Genomic DNA, 23,343 nt, shown 5'->3' with positions numbered 1-23,343 from the left:
TTTTTAATTGGGAGTTAAAATAACTAAATCAACGTTGAACAAACGCATTATTTTTTCTGCAGTATTACCAATGAGCTTAGCTTTAATCCCTATATTTCCTACAGAGCCTATAATCACTAAATCAGCATTAATCTTAGCCGCTAAGCTTGAGATCACCTCCTCGGGTAACCCCCGCTTTAATATGAAGCTTATCGCGTAAGTTATTATCAGTTATAAGGGCCTGCTGCTATTGTGGTCGTTTCTCAAACGCATTAACGAGCTGTTCCTTAGAAAAAACCAAGCCTAAATCTCTTAATATTGGAGAAATATAGACAGTGTAACTTACATAAAACTCACAATCGGTTCGCTCTGCATTTTTTTACTCTGTTGTATGGCGTGAATCATCCATTGGGCATTGACCAATGGTTGAAATATCACCAGAATTTGACTCCTGTTCAAGTTTTACCCTAAAGCCCCATAGTCTGTAAAGGTGTTTTAATACCTCCTCATGGGAGTTGGCCAGTGGAATGGCGTTGTGAGGAATATATCGCAAGGTTAATGAGCGATCGCCACGTAAGTCTACATCGTAAACTTGTATGTTAGGTTCATGATTACTAAGGTTATATTGTGCAGAAAGTGCCTCTCTAACCGCTTTGTAGCCATTATCGTCATGAATAGCGCCTATTTCTAAATGTGGGTTGCTGGTGTGGTCGACGATAGTGAACAATTTAAAGTCTCTAATTAGTTTAGGTGATAAAAATTGGCTAATAAAACTTTCATCTTTAAAGTTTTGCATTGCAAAGTGAAGAGTTTCAAGCCAGTCACTACCAGCATGTTCAGGAAACCAGCGTTTATCTTCTTCTGTCGGGTTTTCACAAATTCGGCGTATATCTACCATCATATTAAAACCCAGCGCATAGGGGTTAATACCTGAGTAATAATCGCTATTATAAGGGGGTTGATACACAACATTTGTATGGCTTTGTAAAAACTCTAACATAAATGAGTCGGTTAGTTTTCCCTCATCATATAAGTGGTTCAAAATAGTGTAGTGCCAAAAAGTGGCCCAACCTTCATTCATAACCTGTGTTTGTTTTTGCGGATAAAAGTACTGCGATATTTTTCGCACAATACGCACGATTTCTCGTTGCCATGGCTCAAGTAAAGGAGCATTTTTTTCAATAAAATACAGAATGTTTTCCTGCGGCTCTTGCGGAAAGTGGCGCTCAGGCTTTTTCGATTCTTGCTGCTGAGAGGGAATGGTACGCCATAGTTCATTAACTTGTGATTGTAAGTACTCAGCCCGTTCTTGCTGGCGTTTTTGTTCTTCAAATAACGAAATACGCTGCGGACGTTTATACCTGTCAACACCATAACTCATTAACGCATGGCAAGAGTCGAGTATGCTTTCTACTTCAGAAATACCGTATTTCTCTTCACAGCGGCTAATATAATTTTTAGCAAACAATAAATAGTCAATTATAGAACCGGCATCAGTCCATGTTTTAAATAAATAATTCCCCTTAAAAAAAGAGTTATGCCCGTAACACGCATGTGCCATAACCAATGCCTGCATCGGCAGCGTATTTTCTTCCATTAAATAAGCTATACATGGATTGGAGTTAATCACAATTTCATATGCAAGGCCCATTTGACCTCGTTTATAATTTTGTTCTGTTTGGATAAACTTTTTACCGTAAGACCAGTGAGTATAGCCAATAGGCATGCCTACACTGGAGTAAGCATCCATCATTTGCTCAGCAGTGATCACTTCAATTTGGTTAGGGTATGTGTCTAGTTTATAATGCTCAGCAACACGTGCAATTTCATCTTGATATTGCTGAAGTAACTCAAAGGTCCAATCGGGCCCATCACTGATTCGCTCGTTATTCATATTGCTACCTCGCTTTGGCTATGCAGCCCCTTGCTGTTGACGGCCTTTTTTAAATAGCTCCCTAAATATAGGGTAAATGTCTTCAACACCTTGAATATGTTGGATGGCAAAATTACTGTGAGTTTGGCTTATGCTTTGGTACTCGCGCCATAAACTTTGGTGGGCGCGGGTAGTAATTTCTATATAGGCAAAATATCGCACTGCGCTTAACAGTTTGTTACGTAAAATATGCCCACATTGCGGGGTATCATCTGCCCAGTTATCACCATCAGAGGCTTGTGCTGCGTATATATTCCATTCATCAGCATTATAGCGCTCTGCTATTATTTCATTCATCAGCTTAAGCGCACTTGAAACGATAGTACCGCCCGTTTCTTGGGAGTAAAAAAACTCTTGTTCATCAACTTCTTTAGCTTGAGTATGATGACGAATATACACAACCTCAATGTCTTTATAGCTGCGAGTTAAAAACTGATAAAGCAAAATATAAAAGCGTTTTGCCATGTCTTTGGTGGCTTGATCCATTGAACCGGATACATCCATTATACAAAACATTACTGCTTTGCTGGTTGGGTGCGGTTGTTTATTGTAGTTACGAAAACGCAAATCGTAGTTATCAATAAAGGGTACCGATTTAATTTGCTGCTTTAGAATGTCGATTTCTTGTTGCAACAATGTCACAGCGGCTTTGTCGCAGTGTGGTTGTTCAAGCAGTAGCGCGAGTTGACCCTCAAGTTCACTAAGGCGGCGCTTTTTTCCTGCGGTCATTGCAATTCTACGAGCTAAAGAGCCTTGTAATGAGCGCACTACGTCAATATTACTGGGCATACCGTCGCTGCAAAACCCAGCGCGATGGGTTTTCATTTGTACGAGCTTATCGAGCTGGTTTTCTTGTAAATTAGGGAGTTCTAAATCTTCAAATAACAAATCAAGATATTCGTCTTTAGAAATTGAGAAAACAAAATCATCTTGGCCTTCGCCAGAATCACTCGCTTTACCTTCGCCCGCGCCACCGCCTTGTCCACCTTTAGGTCGCTCAATTTTATCACCAGTAGAGAACTGATCGTTCCCTGGATGTATTTGCTCTCTATTACCGCCTCTACCTTGATGAAAAGTAGGTTCACTAATATCACGCTGTGGAATAGATATACTCTCTCCAGAGCTAGAGTCGGTGACGCTGCGTTTATTTATCGCATCAGACACCGCTTCTTTTATCTGCTTTTTATAACGCCTAATAAAACGCTGGCGGTTAACTGTGCTTTTGTTTTTGCCATTTAAACGCCTGTCGATAAAATGCGCCATAATGACCTCCTAAAAACTGCAATTATGAAGGTTATTGCGATTTTCTAACCCGTAAATACCACTCAGATAGCAAACGCACTTGTTTTTTCGTGTAGCCTTTTTCAACCATACGGTTAACAAAGTCCTCATGCTTTTGCTGATCCTCAGCCGATGTTTTAGCATTGAATGAAATGACAGGGAGTAAGTCTTCGGTGTTTGAGAACATTTTTTTCTCAATAACAGTGCGTAGTTTCTCATAACTCGTCCATAGCGGATTCTTGCCATTATTGTGAGCGCGAGCACGTAGTACAAAGTTAACAATTTCATTTCTGAAATCTTTAGGATTTGAAATACCTGCCGGTTTCTCAATTTTTTCGAGCTCAGCATTAAGCGCATCACGGTCAAACAATTGCCCTGTATCAGGGTCGCGATATTCTTGATCTTGAATCCAAAAATCAGCATAAATAACGTAGCGGTCAAAAATATTTTGTCCGTATTCCGAGTACGATTCTAGATAGGCGGTTTGCAGCTCTTTACCTATAAACTCAACATATTGTGGAATTAAATAGCCTTTTAAAAAGCTTAAATAACGCTCTTCAACCTCGGCACTAAATTGTTCTCGTTCAATTTGTTGCTCAAGTACATAAAACAAATGTACTGGGTTGGCGGCCACTTCGGTGGTATCAAAGTTGAATACGCGAGATAAAATTTTAAACGCAAAACGAGTTGAAAGACCGTTCATGCCCTCATCGACACCAGCGTAATCACGATATTCTTGGTATGACTTAGCTTTTGGATCGGTATCTTTGAGTGTTTCACCATCGTAGACCCGCATTTTAGAGTAAATGCTAGAGTTTTCTGGCTCTTTTAAGCGCGAGAGAGTGGTAAATTGAGCTAAAATTTTAAGTGTTCCTGGCGCACATGGAGCATTATAAAGCTCACTGTGTTCAATCAGCTTATCGTAAATTTTAATTTCTTCGGTCACTCTTAAGCAATAGGGGACTTTAACAATATAAACACGGTCTAAAAAAGCTTCGTTGTTTTTATTGTTTTTAAAGGTTTGCCATTCTGACTCGTTGGAGTGGGCGAGTATCATACCGTTAAATGGCAGGGCGCTTATGCCTTCTGTGCCGTTATAGTTGCCTTCTTGTGTGGCTGTTAAAAGCGGGTGTAGCACTTTTATCGGTGCTTTGAACATTTCCACAAACTCCATTAAGCCTTGGTTAGCTAAACATAATGCGCCTGAATAAGCGTACGCATCAGGATCATTTTGCGCAAAGTGTTCAAGCTGGCGGATATCTACTTTACCTACAAGAGCCGAAATATCTTGGTTGTTTTCATCGCCGGGCTCTGTTTTAGCAATCGCTACTTGATTTAAAATTGATGGGAAGCGTTTAACCACTCTAAATTGGCTAATATCACCATTAAATTCTTGTAAGCGTTTTGCGGCCCATGGCGACATCACTGTTTTAAGGTAGCGTGACTTAATTCCATATTCTTTTTCGAGCAGGTTTGCATCTTCAATGGGGTCAAATAATGCCAGCGGATGGTCATTAACTGGTGAGCCTTTAATGGAGTAGATAGGCACTTGTTGCATTAAATACTTTAATTTTTCGGCAATTGATGACTTACCACCACCCACAGGGCCGAGTAAATAAAGTACTTGTTTACACTCCTCTAAGCCTTGTGCTGCATGTTTTAGATAAGACACAATTTGTTCAATAGCGTCTTCCATGCCATAAAAGTCAGCAAATGCTGGGTAACGTGCAACAACACGATTTGAAAATAAGCGACTTAGGCGAGTATCGGTAGCAGTATCTACCATTTTAGGCTCGCCAATGGCCATCAGTAACCTTTCAGGTGCACTGGCATAAGCAGACTTATCGGTTTTACAAATTTCGAGGAATTCAGCAACACTGTACTCTTCTTCTTGTGTTGATTCATAACGTGCTTGGTAGTGATCAAAAATAGTCATAATGACCTCCGAAACCTACTTTGAAGATGTATTCACTATTTAAAGTCTAGTCACGAATTTCATTTTTTGTGCAATAAAATTAAAAATTTATATGAAAAATGATCAAGATGCGCTTTTATAAAACAACCTACGTACAACCATAATCAAATAAAGTAGCGGGCATAAAAAAAGACGCCTAAGCGTCTTTTTAAAACTAATATTAAACTAATTATGCGAAGTTAGCGTTCGCGAATTCCCAGTTAACTAGTGACCAGAAACCTTTAAGGTAATCTGGACGCACGTTACGGTAATCAATGTAGTATGCGTGTTCCCATAAATCCACAGTTAGGATTGGAGTAACACCTGCATCTGTTAGTGGTGTAGCAGCGTTAGATGTATTAACGATGTCTAGTGAACCATCAGCTAGTTTAACTAACCAAGTCCAGCTTGAACCAAAGTTATTTACTGCTTTGTCGTTTAACGCGTCTTTAAATGCGTCAAATGAGCCCCATTTCGCGTTAATTGCATCAGCAATTGCACCTGTTGGAGCGCCACCGCCATTTGGAGATAGGCTGTTCCAGTAGAAAGTGTGGTTCCAGATTTGAGCAGCGTTATTAAATACACCGCCTTCTGAAGAACATACGATTTCTTCAAGTGACTTACCTTCAAACTCAGTGCCTGGGATTAAACCGTTAAGTTTAGTCACATAAGTGTTGTGGTGTTTACCATGGTGAAACTCTAGCGTTTCTTGTGAAATATGTGGCTCAAGTGCATCAATTGCATACGGTAGTGACGGTAGTTCAAATGCCATTTTTTATCTCCATCTTCTTTTGGTTGATAGTCTATTTAGTAATACGTAATGCCTGCGCAAACAGGGCACTTATCTATACCAAACAGGAATATAGTGTTACTATAATTGTTGAGTATTTTACTCAAGTTTTAGCAAACAGCAATGCTCTTGCTAAAGCTAATTAAGATTGAGGCTTTAATTGCCTATTTTAATCTATATATCTGAGGCCACAGTGAAACTTTTTCAAGGCCTAATGTGTTCGCTATCGTCATTTTGAGGTTGTAAATGGAAACCATCGATAAAATTAAACAGCAAATTGCTGAAAACCCAATCATCTTATACATGAAAGGATCACCAAAACTGCCTAATTGTGGTTTTTCTTCACAAGCATCACAAGCGTTAATGTCGTGTGGTGAACCGTTTGCTTATGTAGATATTTTACTTAATCCAGACATTCGTGCAGAGCTTCCTGCGTATGCTAACTGGCCTACTTTCCCACAACTTTGGGTTGAAGGTGAGTTAATTGGTGGCTGTGACATTATCATTGAAATGTTTCAACGTGGTGAATTACAACCACTGATCACTGAAACAGCTGCAAAGCATAAACCTGCAGACGCTGAATAAGTGTTTAGGTAAAAAAAAGCTGCAATTTGCAGCTTTTTTTATATCTATAGACAAGTTACTCGTTTTTTCGTAGCTTACAAAGCCGCAAACTTCAGAGCGCGATTTAATCGCCCATAAATTGGACAAGTTTTCATTCTTAAATAAGCAGTTATCAGGGTAAACTTACAAAAACACTGATCCCGCCGATTTCACGATTATGCAGGCTAATTTGCCCATGATGGGCTTCAACAATTTCTCGACACAGTGCCAACCCTAATCCACTTCCAGCTGCCTTGGTAGAATAAAAAGGGATGAGAGCACTGGCCATAACCGTTTCACTCATGCCTTTTCCTTGATCGCTCACATTAATATGAGTGCCGAGGTTATCTTGTGTTATTTTTAAACTAATATGCTCTGCTAGCGACTCTGATTCATGTGCGTTTTTCAACAGGTTAATGAGCAATTGTTCTATTTGGGTTTGATCGGCTCGTGTGATGATATCTTTTTGAAGGTCGAAATTAAATTGCCATTGGCTTTGTAATTGATCGAGTAATGAATGCCAATCAACCGTTGTTATTTTAGGTGGTGGTAGTTTAGCAAACTTTCCATAGCCTTGAACGAACTCGTTTAAATGCTTTATTCGCTCTTCAATGGTAGTGAAAACGCGTTGTAAACGAGGTTCATCCACTTTTTGCGTTAACAGCTGTGCACTATGTAACATGGATGACATTGGACCTAGTGAGTTATTGAGTTCATGGCTAATGATCCTAATAACCTTTTTCCAAACTTCAACTTCTTGGCGGCTCAATTCGCGGGTCAATTGTTTAAATACAAACAACCTGTGGTGTTGGTTGTTAAGCAATAAGCGACCCATTGAAAGATGCCATGTTTGCGGTTCTTGTTCTGCTTTATCGAGAATAAATAAACCATCTACGCCTTTATTAACGGCATTAATTATTTGCTGTGGGGCTTTAGACAATAATGGTGATATTTTTTCGCCTTCTAGGGCTGTACTTGCATTAAAAAAATCTCTCGCACTATGGTTACTATAAACAATAAAATCATTGTCATTTACCAATAATACAGCTTGAGGGGCGTTTTGTAATACCTTATCAAGCATCAACTCTCGTTGGTAAACCCATTGTTTTTCTTGTCTTAATTGCTTTGCAGTTTTGTTGTAAAGCTGGCACAAATGACCTAATTCATCATTATGGTTATAGGCCAGTAAAGTCGATAGTTCCCCATCTTTAAAATTTAATAAGCCAGTTTCTAATGAAGTAATACCTTGGACCAGTTTACCGCTGAGTCGATGAGCCAATAAGCTACTTAGCGCGGCTGTGAAAATGACACTTACTGTTGTTTTTATAGCGTCAACACCCAGCAGCCAACAACAGATAAAAACAGGGATCACAGAGGAAAATACACATACTAAAATCACTTTAGAAGTTAAAGAGAAGCGGTATCTTGATTTTTTCATCAGTAGGCAATCTCAAACTTATCAAGACGACGGTAGAGTGCTTGTCGGCTGAGGCCAAACTCACGTGCTACTTTGGCAATCACCCCTTTATGTAAACGCATGGCATCCTCAATTTGTTGTTTGTTAGGCTCTACTTTTTGAGTGTGTGTTTGAGGCGTAATAGGAGTTAAACCAAAGTCGTCGATGCTTATCTCACCGCTGGGTTTGAGCACACTGACACGTTTACATGCATTTTCAAGTTCACGAACATTACCGGGCCATGAATGGGCTAAAAGTAGGTTTTCGCATTGTAAGTCCAGCTCACGTTCTACTAAAAAATGATGAATAAGAGGAAGTATGTCATCCGGTCGCTGATTAAGACTTGGCAGGTTAAGTTCAATTACATTTAAGCGGTAGTATAAGTCTTCTCTAAACAGCCCTTTGCTGATTGCATCTGTTAGGTTTTCATTGGTCGCTGATATTACACGGACATTAACTTTTCGGGTCTGGGTTGAACCTAAGCGCTCGAATTCTCCCGTTTGTAAAATCCGTAGGAGCTTCATTTGTCCTGATAAAGGGAGATTACCTATTTCATCTAAAAATAATGTGCCACCATCAGCCGCTTCAAATCGACCAATCCTTTGTTTTGTGATCCCTGTAAAAGCACCTGCTTCTGCACCAAATAATTCTGCTTCTATTAGTTGATGGGGAAGGGCACCTGCATTGACCGTAATAAACGCAGCATTTTGGCGAGGTGAGTTTGCTTGAATAATTTGTGCTATGCGCTCTTTACCACTGCCATTTGGGCCTGTTATTAATACAGAGACATCAGATTTGGCGACTTGTAATGCCATTTTAACTAATTGCTCCATCGCCGTACTGCGATAAATTAAACCTACTAAATTAGCATTTTCTATAGATGCCTCACGCTCTTGCTGGTGGCGCAATAAGGTTTGATTTTGTTTTTTTGTCTTTCCTAGTTCAATTAGGTTATTAACACAGGTAAGAAGCTTGGCATCATCCCATGGTTTTGGTAAATAATCAGCCGCACCGGCTTTGACAAGTTCAACGGCTGTTTCAAGCTCAGTCCATGCAGTGATCAGAATAATGGGCAGATGGGGATTTAGCTCTCTAAGTTGATAAAAGAGTAACTTTCCCTCTTCTCCTGAAGTTGTGTCGTTACTAAAGTTCATATCTTGAAGTACAAGTGCAATACGCTGGTATTGCACAATTTGAATAGCTTCAAATGGGCTATTTGCAGTAACCACTTTATAGTCGTGAATCTCTAGCAATAATGACAAAGCATCTAAAATTGCAGGATTATCATCAACGATAAGTATTTTTTCCATGTTAATTTAATCGCTGTTTATTATTATTTAAATATTGAAAATGCTACACCGCGTTTAGCCAGTGTAGCATAGGTTGGGAGCTGTGCTATATGGTTCGGGTTGCGATACTCGGCGAAATATTTGCCGCGCGTTTAGCTGGGCCAAATACAGCCAAAAGACTCATTGTAAACACCATGACTGCCGTGACAGCAATATAACTTGATGGTAATGCCGCTATTGAAAAATGTTGCATTAATAACTGACCGAGTAAAAGTGCTGAAATAGCACCTAAAAATAAGCCAGCAATGCAAATCAGCGCATTTTCAACTAAAAAATAATTAACAATTGCAGATTTACGAGCGCCTAAAGCACGACGGGTTCCAATTTGCTTGGTACGTTTGTTTATATTAAATAGCGTCAAACCAAAAATGCCCAGTGCGGTTACCAATACCAGTATGGTTATGAGCACAATTAACATACGCATCATAAGTTTATCTGCAGCCATATATTGATCTTTAAGTTCATCAAGACCTTTAATATTGTTGATCACCCGCTTGCTATAATTATTTAGCATCGCATTTTCGATTTGTTTCATTACAGCTGCGCGTTGTCCTGGCTTTGTTCTTACAGCAAATTGTGCGTAAGTTTTGCCTTGAATATACGGAATAAGCGCGACATTATTGGGGTGACTATCTTTTAGCCAAGGGCCTTTCATTGGCGCTGTGATCCCAATAATTTGTAGGGGTAAGTCACCAAAATAAACGGTCTTACCAAGGCCATTGCCCTCAGGGAAAAGCTCATTGGCTAACGCCTCAGTAACGACAGTGACATTAGTTGTTCTATCTGTCGGTGAATTTGTAATGAGTACTTCAGCCTCAGTAAAATTACGCCCAGCAATTAATTTTACGCCATATGTGTCTAGGCCGTGCTCATCAATAAAAAAGTAAGCAGTGCGCACATTTTTGCTTTCTTGTGGTGCAGGTTTTAAATTAAAGCCGGAAGCGCTGCCACTACCAGATAACGGAATACTGCTACTTTGCGCTGCACTCTCAACCCCTGGTAGGGCTCTTAACATGGCTTCATCTAGTTCAAACTGCTGGCTAGCATCAACGTCTTTCCCAAAGGTCATCACATTGAACTTAAACAAGTCTTGCTCTGGATAGCCGGTTTCTTGGTTTAAAAAAGCGATTCTATCTTGAATGATAAACGCCGCATTGCTGACAATGGCTGTCGTAATTGCAATTTGAATTAAAAGTAATATTGCGCCTACCTTTGAGCGGCAAAGGGCATGAAATATCGGTTTTATTTCTAACATGATTAGCTCCTCATTGGCTCTTCAGGTAAATGGCAGGGTTGGTTTTACACACTAGCCAAGCAGGGTAAAGCCCAGCAATAATGCAAGTAGTTATTGCGATAACTGGGGCACTTAATAACATGGCTAAATCCATCGTGGCTATGTTTTTGTAATATTCGTAACTTTGCCTTACCCCGAGAAGGCCAATTTGTGCAAGTACAATACCGAGCAACCCGCCGATAAAACCAAGCATGGCTACTTCTACTAAATGCTGTAGAAAGACTTGTCGCTTACTTGCCCCGAGTGCTCGACGCACGCCGACTTCTGGAGCACGGCGTAAAAACTTTGCTAGTAATAATCCTAAAATATTAGCTAAACACACCGCTAAAAACATAAAGCTTAAACTAACCAGTATTTTGTTATCTTCACTAACGACATTGTTGTATTCCATCCATTGGTTTACATCACGTAGGCTATATTCAGGTTTCTCTCGCGTGAAGCGGCCACGTTTTTTTTGCTCTTCAATGTAAGAGGTGAGGTAATCACCGTAAGCGGTTTTTTGCTCTGGTGTATCAAGCTGAGCCCAAAATTGGATCCACACTATTTCCGATTGCAATCTATCGGCATAGGTATTTATATTTTCATGTTTCCAGCCATTGCTATTGCCCCAGCTGGTGAGCTCTTTTGCTTTAATTAAACTAAAGGGTAAAAATAGGTCTGCTATTTTATCAAAAGCGCCGTTATTTAAATCGTAATATTTAAGGTTGAGGGGCCAGTCATCAATAACACCGACAATTTGGTAGCTATCGTCATCCAAATAGACTAGTTTGCCGATGGAGTTTTCACCCGCAAACAACTTATCGTTCAGCTCTTTTGAAATCACCAAAACAGGGGCTGCAGATTGCTCTTGTTGTACACTCCACACACCGCCATAAATAAATGGCACATCAAACATGCTAAAAAAATCGGGTGTGGTCATGCGTGCTTCACCAGTAAACGGCTTAACTTTATCTGAGTCTAAATACACCGAGAAGCCAGTGCGCATCATGGCCACTTTTTTATCTGGAGTAGGCGCATTATGTAAATTTACGGCATCTTGATAAGTCAATTGCATGGGGATATCGTCACCCGTCCACCACGTGTGACCTTCATCCATGGTTTGTAATTGTACGTTATACAATTGACTGCTCTTATGTGGGATAGGGTCTGCCGACATCATATGATAAACGCTTAAACTGGTCATGGTTACACCAATCCCAATGGCAATCGCCAGCACCATTAAGAAACTCACCAGAGGAGTGCGCTTAAAGCTACGCCAACTTAAATCTAGGTAATGTAATAGCATGGCTTACGCTCCAGCAACATTTTTAAGGTTTTGTGCACCTTGGTACAAGGTGAAATCAGCAAGTTGACCGTCGACAACTTGAATGTTTCGAGGGGCACGCCGAGCAAGTTCTGCATCATGGGTGACCATGACAATGGTTGCGCCATCGCGATTGATTTGTTCAAGCAGCTCCATTACTTGACGAGCCATAAGGCTGTCGAGATTACCGGTAGGTTCATCGGCTAATAAAAATCGTGGCTCGCCAGCAAGCGCGCGTGCTATGGCCACTCGTTGTTGCTGTCCGCCAGAGAGTTGCTGTGGCAAATGTTTTGCCCGAGAGGCAAGACCAACTTGTTCTAAACATTTTTCAATGCGACGTTTACGCTCTGCGGCTTTAATACCTCTATAACGTAGCGGTACTTCAATATTTTCATATAAGTTTAAGTCAGGTATTAAATTGAACCCTTGGAAGATAAAGCCTATTTTTTGATTTCGACAATCTGCGCGCTGGTTATCGTTTAACTTACCTACATCAATTCCATCAAGTAAATATTCACCTGCAGAGAAGGGTTCTAACATTCCAGCTATATTTAAAAAGGTCGTTTTTCCTGACCCGCTAGGGCCTGTAACAGCAATAAATTCGCCTTCATCAACGTGTAGATTAAAATCACGTAATGCATGGGTTTGAACCATTTCTGTTTGATATACTTTACTTATATTATTCATCTTTAACATGCTTTTTCCTTTTGTTGTTTGGTTCTACGCGATTGTTAGCGAAGTAATAATGTGTGTGTGTGTTTGAAACTGTTATAGCTTGAAATAATCAATTCATCGCCAGCTTGAACCCCTGAAATTAACTCAACCGCATCAATGCTGGTTGCACCAATTGAAATATCAATGAGCTGAGCTGTATCACCGGTAATTTTATAAACCTGTGTACCGCCTTGTTGTAAAAATGCCCCACGCTTAACTTGTAAAACATCGTCACGATTTTCTAATAAAATACGGGCTGTTAATCGTTGGTTTTGTCTGATACCCGTCATGTCTTTGTCAAAACGTACACGCGTTGTGACTTCTCTATTATTTACTTCTGGTGAAATGGCAGAGAGGGCGCCCATCACTTTGCTAGCGCCCATTGTTATCTCTACGTCCATACCTAAACCAAGCTCATTTGCATAACTTTCAGGGACTTGTAGCTCTGCTTCAAAATTACTCAAATCAACTAAAGTCATTAATGGTTGGCTTTGTGTTACCGCTTCTCTTTGTTGAACTAGTAAGTTACCTACAATCCCTGACACAGTGGCTTTAATTGTTAAGTTATTAACTTTACGAAGTAGATCATCGACAATCAGTTGTTGACGAGTGACATCTCGTTTAGCGGCCTGTAGTTCAAAAGCAAGTGTATCTTTGGACAATTCAACTTCTTGCTCTGCATGTTTATAAGAGAGTTTTGCACGGGCAAGCTCATCAATGGCTTTTTCGTGATCAATTTGACTGATCACATTTTTTTGCATTGATAAGGCCGCTCTGCGATTTTCTCTATCGGCAGCGTTTAACTCTACTTGTGCTAGATCAAGTGCTTTATTTAAGCTTAATGATTGGCGGCGTGCCTCAAGGTGTTTACGTTGTAGCTCGCCCTCAAGACGAGCTAAAACAGACTGTTGCTGCTTTAATTCGTTTGTGAGCTCAGGACTATCAACCATGGCTATTACATCATGCAGTTTTACTGAGTCACCAGCATTAACCTTCAATGAAACAAAGCCTCGTTCAGGGCTGTAAACTTTTGGTGCTCTGGCGGCCACAATTTTACCGCTGGCTGCAACATCGCGTATTAGCGATTGGCGCACCACCGTGGCTATTTGTAGGCTTACTCTATCAACCGAGATAGTACCTTCTTGATCAGCATTTAATAGTGCATATACACATAGAGCAACTAGGCCCACAATAAATATAAACAGCCTGATGTATTTTTTAAAATTTATAGGTCGTGAGATTTGCGTGTCTTGCCCGCTAGTGTCTTTAATCATTATTCATTCTCTTAGTGTTTTTCAAACACAGTAATCATTAGCGAGGCAATAAATAGAATAATTGGTGAAATTAAAAATAAGCCAATAGTAAACATTCGAACATCCTCAAAATTTATATAGTTATGCTGTATTCGAATAGCATGCCATTTTTTATCTTATTGAATTTATTCGGTTTTTAACTTTACCCTTGTTGTTTTACATGTCCGCGGACATAAAAAGTGTCCGCTGCGGGCACTTTTTTGATTTGTCTATGGGATGAGGTTATCTCAACGTAAAGCAAAGCAAGTTGTTAATTAATGCATAACATGAGGGGAGCGTTTAAATCTATTGAATAAACTATGCGCTAATAGAAGCCGCTGTAATTAAATGTCGTGTTCAGATGAATTACTAATACAGCACAAAAGAGGAAATAGCCCATAATGAATAGTTATTCATTTTGGGCTCACCTTACGTTTACGTAAACTGCTAGTCGCACATGCTTTTTGTTTACAAGTTTTTAAAAATAACACCGGTGTCAATCTATTTTTCGATTCGATATCTATGCAAATGTTAATGGGTGGCATTATTTTATGATTTTTAATTAAGTTGAAATATATTCAATATAATGAATATGTATTCATAAAAATATTGACTCAAGGGTGGAATAACGCTAATTTTGTTCGTCTGTTAGCAAATCGTCGAGCCGTTCATCCACGTTAACAGCGCAGCAAGGGGAGGGGTCCATGTTATATGACTCAAAACTAGAAAAAGATAATTGTGGCTTTGGCTTAATAGCCCAAGTTAATAACCAAGCGAGTCACCGACTCATTCGTACGGCGATCACCGGTTTAGATCGCATGCAGCACCGCGGTGGTATTTCTGCTGATGGTAAAACGGGTGATGGTTGTGGCTTGTTATTACAAAAACCAGACAGCTTCTTTCGGGCTATTGCTGCCGAGAATAATTGGCATTTAGGTAAAAATTACGCCGTTGGGATGATTTTCCTCAATGCTGATCCGGTACTAGCACAAGCAGCCAAAGATGTTTTAAGCGAAGAACTAGAAAAAGAAACGCTAAATATTTTGGGCTGGCGTGTGGTTCCAACTGATCCATCAATGTTAGGACCTATTGCTCTAAAACAATTGCCAGGTTTTGAACAAATTTTTATTAGTGCGCCAGAAGGTTGGCGTTCTAAAGATTTAGAACGCCGCTTGTATGTTGCACGTCGTCGTGCAGAAAAGCGTCTAATGGACGATGAATCATTTTATATTGCGAGCTTATCTGGGTTAGTCACAATATATAAAGGCTTAATGATGCCTGCTGACTTGCCTAATTTTTACCTTGATCTTGCGGATATTCGCATGACCAGTGCTATTTGTGTTTTTCATCAACGCTTCTCTACAAACACACAGCCTCGCTGGCCTTTAGCGCAACCATTTCGTTATTTAGCACATAATGGTGAAATTAATACTATTGAAGGTAACCGCCAATGGGCACGTGCCCGTTCTTATAAATTTGCTTCGCCACTTATTCCTGATTTACAAAGCGCAGCGCCGTTTGTTAATGAGACAGGGTCTGACTCATCTAGCCTCGATAATATGCTGGAGCTATTTTTAGCTGGTGGTATGGATTTATTCCGTGCGATGCGCATGCTAGTGCCGCCAGCATGGCAAAAAAATCGAGCTATGGATGACGACTTACGTGCGTTCTATGATTTTAACTCTATGCATATGGAACCGTGGGATGGCCCTGCAGGCATCGTTATGTCTGATGGGCGCTTTGCAGCCTGTAACCTAGACCGTAATGGTCTGCGCCCTGCGCGTTATATTATTACTCAAGATGGCTTTATTACTTTAGCTTCTGAGGTGGGAATTTGGGATTACACCGCTGATGAGGTGGTAGAAAAAGGACGTGTTGGCCCAGGCGAGCTACTGGTTATTGATACCAAACTCGGAAAAATTTGGCATTCAGATGAAATTGACCAAGATTTAAAATCACGCCACCCTTATAAATCGTGGTTAGAAGAAAACGTTAAACGCTTAACACCTTTTGAAGCACTGACTGAGCAAGATGCAGGTAATCGCTCATTCGATGATGCAACTCTAGCCAAATATCAAAAGATGTTTGGCTATACTAATGAAGAGCTAGACAGTGTTATTCGTGTTATGGGTGAAAATGGTCAAGAAGCTACCGGTTCAATGGGTGACGATACGCCGTTTGCCGTCCTAAGCGAAGGGCATCGTTCACTTTACGATTATTTCCGCCAGAAGTTTGCCCAAGTGACTAATCCGCCAATCGATCCGTTACGTGAAAACCATGTAATGTCGTTGGCAACGTGTATTGGCAGTGAACAAAACGTATTTAATGAAACGACAGGGCATGCTAAACGCCTGCAATTTGATACCCCTATTTTAATGTATGCTGACATGCAGCAGCTACTCAATGCCGATGAAGCACACTACAGTTACTGTAAGATTGACATTACTTACACCATAGAAGAAGGACTTGAAAACGCCGTTAAGCGTGTTTGTGATGAAGCACAAGAAAAAGCAGCATCAGGCTGCATTATGCTGGTATTAACGGATCGTAACTTTGATGACAATCAATTACCTATTCCTGCAGCTATGGCGGTGGGTGCGGTACAAAAACGCTTGGTAGATAATAACTTACGCTGTGAGTCTAACATCATTATTGAAACCGGTAGCGTTCGTGACGCGCATCAATTTGCTGTTCTACTTGGCTTCGGTGCAACCGCAATCTACCCGTATTTAGCGTATGAGTCACTTGTGGCCATGAGCGATAGCAAGGTAATTAATAAGTCATACTGCGAAGTGACACTGGCTTATCGTCAAGCAATTAATAAAGGCTTGTACAAAATCATGTCGAAAATGGGTATTAGCACCGTGGCTTCATATCGTTGTTCGATGTTGTTTGAAGCGGTTGGTCTATCTGACGCGATTGTTGAGATGTGTTTTAAGGGCGTTGCAAGTCGCATAAAAGGGGCGTGTTTTAGCGACTTTGATGACGATCAGCAAAGCTTGCACAAACTAGCGCTTAGTAAACGTAAATTACTAAGCCATGGTGGCTTATTTAAGTACGTACACGGCGGCGAGTATCATGCTTACAACCCTGATGTGATTCAAACGTTACAAAAAGCAGTACGAAGCGGTCAGTACAGTGATTACAGCGAATACGCAAAGCTAGTTAATCACCGTCCAGTCGCGACTTTGCGCGATATGTTGGCTTTAAAACTGCCAGAAAAGGGTATAAGCATTGATGAGGTAGAGCCTGCCACTGAGCTTTATAAACGTTTTGATTCTGCAGCGATGAGTATTGGTGCATTATCACCAGAGGCGCATGAAGCACTAGCCATTGCCATGAATCGTTTAGGTGGTTGCTCAAATTCTGGCGAAGGTGGCGAAGATAAACTTCGTTACGGTACAGAAAAAAATTCACGGATTAAACAAGTGGCCTCAGGTCGATTTGGTGTAACACCTCATTATTTACGCAGTGCGGATGTCATTCAAATAAAAGTGGCTCAAGGCGCTAAGCCAGGAGAAGGCGGGCAGTTACCGGGTGAAAAAGTAACGCCTTATATTGCTAAGCTTCGTTACTCTGTACCAGGCGTGACACTAATTTCACCGCCGCCGCATCACGATATTTACTCTATTGAAGATTTAGCCCAGCTTATTTTTGATTTAAAGCAAGTAAATCCAAAGGCACTGATTTCGGTAAAACTGGTGTCTGAACCGGGCGTAGGAACAATTGCAACCGGTGTTGCAAAAGCGTATGCCGATCTAATTACTATCTCAGGCTACGATGGTGGCACAGGTGCAAGTCCCTTAACCTCGGTTAAATATGCAGGCAGCCCATGGGAGCTTGGCCTTGCAGAAACGCAACAAGCACTTGTCGAAAATGGCCTTCGTCATCGTATTCGCCTGCAAACAGATGGGGGGTTAAAAACCGGGCTTGATATCATCAAAGCAGCCATTTTAGGCGCTGAAAGTTTTGGTTTTGGTACCGGGCCTATGGTGGCGTTAGGCTGTAAATACTTACGAATTTGTCACTTAAATAACTGTGCTACCGGTGTAGCAACTCAAGACGATACATTGCGTCAAAAGCACTATCATGGCTTACCAGAAATGGCGATGAACTACTTTAAGTTTATAGCTCAAGAAGCGCGTGAAATTATGGCAAGTTTAGGTGTTGCAAACCTAACCGATTTGATTGGTCGCTTAGATTTACTCGAAGCCATTGAAGGCAAAACAGCCAAGCAGCAAAAAATAGATTTATCAGCGGTTATCGCTCAGCCAAACAACCCTACGGGTGAAACATTGTTTTGCAGTACACCAAATAGCTCGCACTATTTAGGTGAGTTAAATGAGAGCTTACTCGGCAAGGCACAAGAGGCAATTGATAACTCAAGCGGCATTTCATTAGTGAGCCGTATATGTAATACCGATAGATCTGTTGGCGCAATGCTTTCTGGTTATATTGCTGATAAGCACGGTAATCAAGGTATGGCAGCAGATCCCGTAGTGATTGAGCTTCATGGTACCGCTGGCCAGTCATTCGGGGTATGGAACGCTGGCGGCCTTGAAATGACTTTAGTTGGTGATGCCAACGATTACGTTGGTAAAGGAATGGCGGGCGGTAAGCTAGTCGTTCGCCCACCACTGGGTTCGTCATTTGAAAGTCACAAAGCAACCATCGTAGGTAATACCTGTTTATATGGTGCCACTGGCGGTAAATTGTTTGCAGCCGGATGTGCTGGTGAGCGTTTTGCTGTGCGTAATTCGGGTGTGCAAGCTGTTGTTGAAGGTGTTGGTGATAATGGTTGTGAATATATGACCGGTGGTGTGGTATGTGTACTTGGTAATGTAGGGGTTAACTTTGGTGCAGGTATGACCGGTGGTTTTGCTTATATTTTAGATGAACGAGGTGATTTTGAGAAACGCATTAACCCAGAGTTGGTTGAAGTGGTTACTTTAGATGATTTGAGTTCACATCAAGAGCATTTACGCGGCTTAATTGCTGATCATTTAGAACTAACAGGCTCATGTAGAGCAGAAACTATTTTAGCTAATTTTGAACTTTATTTACCGATGTTCAAATTAGTAAAACCTAAATCAAGTGACGTAAAAAGTTTACTCGGGCATCGTGCTCGCAGTAGCGCCGAACTTCGTGTTCAGGCGCAATAAGGGGGCAGTATGAGCGAAAATGTATATCAATTTATAGACGTGCAGCGTGTAGACCCACGCAAAAAACCAATCTCGTCACGTAAAAAATCGTTCGTAGAAATTTATGAACCCTTTTCAGAAAATCAGGTTAATTCACAGGCAGATCGTTGTCTTGATTGCGGTAATCCTTATTGTGAGTGGAAATGTCCAGTACATAACTATATTCCACAATGGTTAAAACTGATCCGTACAGGGCGCATTTTAGAGGCGGCTGAGCTTTCGCACCGTACTAACAGTTTGCCTGAAGTGTGTGGTCGAGTATGCCCGCAAGATCGCTTATGTGAAGGCTCATGTACATTAGATGAAGAATTTGGTGCGGTAACAATTGGTAATATTGAAAAGTACATCACCGATACCGCGTTCAAAATGGGCTGGAAGCCAGACATGTCCTATGTGACATGGACTGATAAAAAAGTTGCCATTATCGGCGCAGGACCCGCAGGGTTAGGCTGTGCTGATATTTTAGTACGCAACGGCGTTAAGCCTGTGGTCTTTGACCGTCACCCAGAAATTGGTGGACTGTTAACTTTTGGTATACCTTCTTTTAAATTAGAAAAAGAAGTCATGCAAAAACGTCGCGAAATATTTACTGAAATGGGTGTTGAATTTAAGCTTAATGTTGAAGTGGGTAAAGACATTAGCATGGATGAAATACTTAATGAGTATGACGCCGTATTTTTGGGAGTGGGGACTTATCAGAGTATGCGTGCGGGGCTTGAAAACGAAGATGCTCCGGGTGTGCATGATGCCCTGCCATTCTTAATTGGTAACACTAATCGTGTTATGGGTTACGATGAGTCTAAACAAGCTTGCATTGATATGGCAAACCAAAAAGTAGTGGTACTAGGTGGTGGTGATACAGCAATGGACTGTGTGCGTACCTCCATTCGTCATAACGCGTTAAAAGTAACGTGTGCTTATCGTCGTGATGAAGAGAACATGCCTGGTTCAAAACGCGAAGTAAAAAATGCAAAAGAAGAGGGCGTAATTTTTACTTATAACGTTCAGCCTAAAGGGATTGTACTTGATGACAAAGGTGCTGTAGCCGGCGTTAAAATGGTAAAAACTCAGCTTGGCGAGGCAGATGAAAATGGCCGTCGTCGCGCTGAGGAAGTACCCGGATCAGAGCACATTATTGAAGCTACACAAGTGATTATGGCATTTGGCTTTAAGCCTCATAAAATGGACTGGTTAGAACAGTACGATGTAGAAATTAACCACTGGGGCGGTATTAATGCACCTGAACAAGGTGAATTTACTCATCAAACTACCAACCCTAAAATATTTGCTGGTGGTGATATTGTTCGTGGTTCAGACTTAGTGGTTACTGCTATATTTGAGGGGCGTAATGCTGCAGAAGGCATTATGGATTATTTAAAAGTGTAAATAATTCTTTTGTTAGAATGGAGTCAAAAGCAAACCTTCGGGTTTGCTTTTTTATTCCCTCAGTTTTACAAATAAAAATGCCCGCAATACACAGGTTGCGGGCATTTTTAAACGCTATGTTAGTTAATCCATCGAGAAGTGATCAAGGCTCGATTTCACTCTGGCTTGTCGACGTTTCACACTTTTATAGCAGATAATGTTACAAACAAGCTGTAGGCTAATAACCAACCAACTAAGTGTTATTAAGCCACTAATAGTTGTGCTGCTAAAAACTAACATAACAGCAATAACAATATGTACAATCAATGCCATATTTAAAAAACGATATAAGCCTTGTTTAAATTGTGTATGTTTAAACTTGCTAAACATGGCTAAAAGTACACTAACTATAAGTAGTAGCCAGTTAATTGCTAAGCCAAAATAAATGACCGTTGTTTGCATCAAGGTATCCTCACCGTATCAAGGTAACGCACTATAAATGTATAATTTTATCCGTGCGCTTTTATAAGCTCTTTCGCATTTGCTTTAGCTGTTTTGCTAATGTTATCACCACCCAGCAAGCGCGCAATTTCATTAACCCTGCCATCTTTATTCAATGCCAGCATATGCGTAAATGTTTCACCATTAGCGATTTCTTTGGCAACAAAAAATTGCTGATGAGCACTACTGGCCACTTGCGGTAAATGAGTTACACAAATTACTTGTGTCGATTTACCTAATTGGCGCAGCAGTTTACCAACGGCAGCAGCCGTTGGGCCAGAAATACCGACATCAACTTCATCAAATATAAGCGTAGGAGTCGTGACTTTTTGGGCAATAATAACCTGAATAGCCAAACTAATGCGTGATAGCTCACCACCAGAGGCTACTTTTGCTAAAGGTTGCAATGGTTGCCCTGGGTTTGTTGATACTAAAAACGATACATTATCAAAACCTAAGCTGTTTGGAGAGCGATCGGTATGTGCTGTAAGGGCTATTTCAAAAACGCCATTTTCCATAGATAAATTAGCCATGCTTTCGCTGATCAAGCCATTAAGTGTATTAGCGTATTGATGACGGCTAGCACTTAATTCCTCACTAGCCGTTTGATAATCTTCAAGAGCTGCTGTAATTTCACCTTCAAGCTGTTCGAGGCGCGAACTATTACTGCTTATAGAGTCTAGCTCTTGTGTTACATTTTGATGAAACTCAACGAGCTCTTGTGGCTTTATATGGTGTTTTCTTGCTAAATCCATAGCGCCGCTGAGCCTGTTTTCTACTTCCGTTAAGCGAGTAGGATCTAAGTCAGCTTGTTCAGTATAATTGCGTATTTCTCTGCTTGCTTCTTCAACTTGAACCGCCGCTTCTGTCAGTAATGCTGCTACATTGGCCAGGGTTTCATCATAATGTGCAAGTTCATTAAATTGTTGCGCGCTATGTTGTATAAGAGAGCACGCATTTTGCTCATCACTTTCGTATAAGTGTTGTAGCTCGCGCTGACAAGATTGCAAAATAGTTTGGCTATTACTGAGCTTATAATGCTCTGCTTCTATTTGTTCAAATTCACCTGTTTGCAAGGCAAATTCATCAAGTTCAGCTACTTGGTATTCTAATAACTGTTTCTGCGCAGCTTGTTGTTGCTGTTGATGTTCTAGTTGTTTAAATTCTTTTTGTAAATCAGCATAACGTTTATAGCGTTGGCTTACAGCATTAACTAGATTTTGGTGCCCGGCGTAAGCATCCAGTAGCTGTAATTGATGCTCTGCTTTTAATAGATGCTGGTGTGCATGTTGACCATGTATAGAAATTAAATATTGGCCTAGCTCTTTTAGCTGTGCAGCGGTGACAGGGCTACCATTAATGTAGCTTTTGCTGCGGCCATTCTTGCAAACAACTCTACGAAGTAGACATTCGTTATCGTCATTATTAAGCATGTTCTCTTCTAGAAATGCATGGGCGTGTGGCAAATTGCTTAAATCAAATTGCGCACTTACCTCGGCTTTATCAGTGCCCGGGCGCACAGCAGATGCTTCTGCTCTTTCTCCAAGGCACAGTGATAACGCATCAATAGCGATTGATTTACCCGCACCCGTTTCACCGGTAATAGCGGTCATGCCCGAATGCCATTCAGTGCTTAAATTACTTACAATTGCAAAATTTTTAATTTCTAAACCAATTAACATACTGTTCATCCATCCAGTGAATTAACTGTTAATTTATACAGTGTTTTGGTTTATTGCAAATTAAATTTCTATATTTTAAGCAAGGCTGGGCTCAATTAGTGTTTTTTTTTCTTCATCAATAGGGAGGGTTTCATCGTTAAGATCAATATTATCAACTGGTTGTATGTTTTCTTCAGTTTTCAACTTTAAGATTAACGTAGGAAGGACTTCTTGGTAAAAATTTTTATTGTATAAAATACCTTGAGCTGGCAACTCTGCTATAAAATATTGAGTGCTGTCGGCAAATGCTTGGCTATTGTTACTTTTATAGGTTTTTATAAGTTCTTCATTAAGTATATTAATAAGTTGGTTACATAACGATTCCAACTTAACTAAATTTTCATCGGTGTGAGGCTGTACCACAAAAAAGTTACTAACAACGGCTTGAATTCTAGGAAGGTGCTTAGCACTGATTACTTTTGCATCAAGTAACTCGTTTAGTTTTATTTTTAAACGTGATTGAGTACTTGCTACGCGCTCGTTAAACAGCTTTTTCTTTGCTTCAATGGTTTTTTTTCGATTACTCTCAATTAGCATGTAACTGCCAAGTAGGGTAATTAATAATAATAAAGCAAGAAATACTACATAATTCATTACTACTTTTTCC

The 23,343-nt window shown here is 40.5% G+C and carries 17 protein-coding genes; 3 read left to right on the top strand and 14 right to left on the bottom strand.

The window, feature by feature from the left end; all coding sequences use genetic code 11:
* Window positions 1-3 precede the first annotated feature (3 nt).
* From FLM54_RS18850 to FLM54_RS09165, 5 genes are all read right to left on the bottom strand, one after another.
* On the bottom strand, window positions 4-156 hold the full coding sequence (locus FLM54_RS18850) for a universal stress protein (RefSeq protein WP_256872085.1): 153 nt from the start codon (window positions 154-156) through the stop codon (window positions 4-6).
* A 202-nt stretch (window positions 157-358) separates the two neighbouring features.
* On the bottom strand, window positions 359-1,873 hold the full coding sequence (locus FLM54_RS09180; protein WP_138607375.1) for a SpoVR family protein: 1,515 nt from the start codon (window positions 1,871-1,873) through the stop codon (window positions 359-361).
* Window positions 1,874-1,891: 18 nt separating this feature from the next.
* Window positions 1,892-3,175 carry a YeaH/YhbH family protein gene (locus FLM54_RS09175; RefSeq protein WP_178956225.1) on the bottom strand — a complete coding sequence of 428 codons (1,284 nt, stop codon included), beginning with the start codon at window positions 3,173-3,175 and terminating at the stop codon, window positions 1,892-1,894.
* 31 nt (window positions 3,176-3,206) lie between these two features.
* Window positions 3,207-5,129 carry a PrkA family serine protein kinase gene (locus tag FLM54_RS09170; RefSeq protein ID WP_178956224.1) on the bottom strand — a complete coding sequence of 641 codons (1,923 nt, stop codon included), beginning with the start codon at window positions 5,127-5,129 and terminating at the stop codon, window positions 3,207-3,209.
* 208 nt (window positions 5,130-5,337) lie between these two features.
* Window positions 5,338-5,919: a superoxide dismutase gene (locus FLM54_RS09165; protein ID WP_010388603.1), complete on the bottom strand. Its 582-nt coding sequence runs from the start codon at window positions 5,917-5,919 to the stop codon at window positions 5,338-5,340.
* A gap of 264 nt (window positions 5,920-6,183) precedes the next feature.
* Here FLM54_RS09165 and FLM54_RS09160 point away from each other — a divergent pair, with 264 nt between their 5' ends.
* Window positions 6,184-6,522: a Grx4 family monothiol glutaredoxin gene (locus FLM54_RS09160; protein WP_008113155.1), complete on the top strand. Its 339-nt coding sequence runs from the start codon at window positions 6,184-6,186 to the stop codon at window positions 6,520-6,522.
* A gap of 151 nt (window positions 6,523-6,673) precedes the next feature.
* On the opposite strand, the gene FLM54_RS09155 is transcribed toward FLM54_RS09160, so the two are convergent.
* The 6 genes from FLM54_RS09155 to FLM54_RS09130 form a co-directional block, all read right to left on the bottom strand.
* A complete protein-coding gene (locus tag FLM54_RS09155) occupies window positions 6,674-7,978 on the bottom strand; it encodes a PAS domain-containing sensor histidine kinase (protein ID WP_178956223.1) in 1,305 nt (434 codons plus the stop codon).
* A complete protein-coding gene (locus FLM54_RS09150; RefSeq protein WP_178956222.1) occupies window positions 7,978-9,306 on the bottom strand; it encodes a sigma-54 dependent transcriptional regulator in 1,329 nt (442 codons plus the stop codon). The genes FLM54_RS09155 and FLM54_RS09150 overlap by 1 nt, the downstream gene beginning before the upstream one ends.
* 85 nt (window positions 9,307-9,391) lie before the next feature.
* Window positions 9,392-10,600: an ABC transporter permease gene (locus FLM54_RS09145; protein WP_138607367.1), complete on the bottom strand. Its 1,209-nt coding sequence runs from the start codon at window positions 10,598-10,600 to the stop codon at window positions 9,392-9,394.
* 10 nt (window positions 10,601-10,610) lie between these two features.
* Window positions 10,611-11,924, bottom strand: a complete 1,314-nt coding sequence (locus FLM54_RS09140) for an ABC transporter permease (protein WP_010388609.1) — start codon at window positions 11,922-11,924, stop codon at window positions 10,611-10,613.
* 3 nt (window positions 11,925-11,927) lie between these two features.
* Window positions 11,928-12,638: an ABC transporter ATP-binding protein gene (locus tag FLM54_RS09135; RefSeq protein WP_013465175.1), complete on the bottom strand. Its 711-nt coding sequence runs from the start codon at window positions 12,636-12,638 to the stop codon at window positions 11,928-11,930.
* Between the two features lie 35 nt (window positions 12,639-12,673).
* Window positions 12,674-13,930, bottom strand: coding sequence for an efflux RND transporter periplasmic adaptor subunit (locus FLM54_RS09130; protein WP_138607361.1), 1,257 nt, complete (start codon window positions 13,928-13,930; stop codon window positions 12,674-12,676).
* A 722-nt stretch (window positions 13,931-14,652) separates the two neighbouring features.
* Between FLM54_RS09130 and gltB the strand changes: the two genes are divergently transcribed.
* Entirely contained in the window at window positions 14,653-19,110 is a 4,458-nt protein-coding gene (gene gltB / locus FLM54_RS09125) for a glutamate synthase large subunit (protein ID WP_178956221.1), read from the top strand.
* A gap of 9 nt (window positions 19,111-19,119) precedes the next feature.
* Window positions 19,120-20,535, top strand: coding sequence for an FAD-dependent oxidoreductase (locus tag FLM54_RS09120; RefSeq protein ID WP_013465171.1), 1,416 nt, complete (start codon window positions 19,120-19,122; stop codon window positions 20,533-20,535).
* A 123-nt stretch (window positions 20,536-20,658) separates the two neighbouring features.
* Here FLM54_RS09120 and FLM54_RS09115 read toward each other — a convergent pair whose 3' ends face one another.
* The 3 genes from FLM54_RS09115 to FLM54_RS09105 form a co-directional block, all read right to left on the bottom strand.
* Window positions 20,659-20,976, bottom strand: coding sequence for a hypothetical protein (locus tag FLM54_RS09115; RefSeq protein WP_138607357.1), 318 nt, complete (start codon window positions 20,974-20,976; stop codon window positions 20,659-20,661).
* A 47-nt stretch (window positions 20,977-21,023) separates the two neighbouring features.
* Window positions 21,024-22,697 carry a DNA repair protein RecN gene (recN, locus tag FLM54_RS09110; protein WP_178956220.1) on the bottom strand — a complete coding sequence of 558 codons (1,674 nt, stop codon included), beginning with the start codon at window positions 22,695-22,697 and terminating at the stop codon, window positions 21,024-21,026.
* Window positions 22,698-22,772: 75 nt separating this feature from the next.
* Window positions 22,773-23,330 (bottom strand): hypothetical protein, encoded by a 558-nt coding sequence (locus FLM54_RS09105; protein WP_178956219.1) that lies wholly within the window; start codon window positions 23,328-23,330, stop codon window positions 22,773-22,775.
* Window positions 23,331-23,343 lie beyond the last annotated feature (13 nt).

Origin of the sequence: Pseudoalteromonas sp. Scap25, assembly GCF_013394125.1 — a bacterium.
In the GTDB taxonomy this organism is placed as follows: domain Bacteria; phylum Pseudomonadota; class Gammaproteobacteria; order Enterobacterales; family Alteromonadaceae; genus Pseudoalteromonas.
The sequence above is the reverse complement of the archived record's forward strand: the minus strand, read 5'-3'. Positions and strand labels throughout refer to the sequence as shown.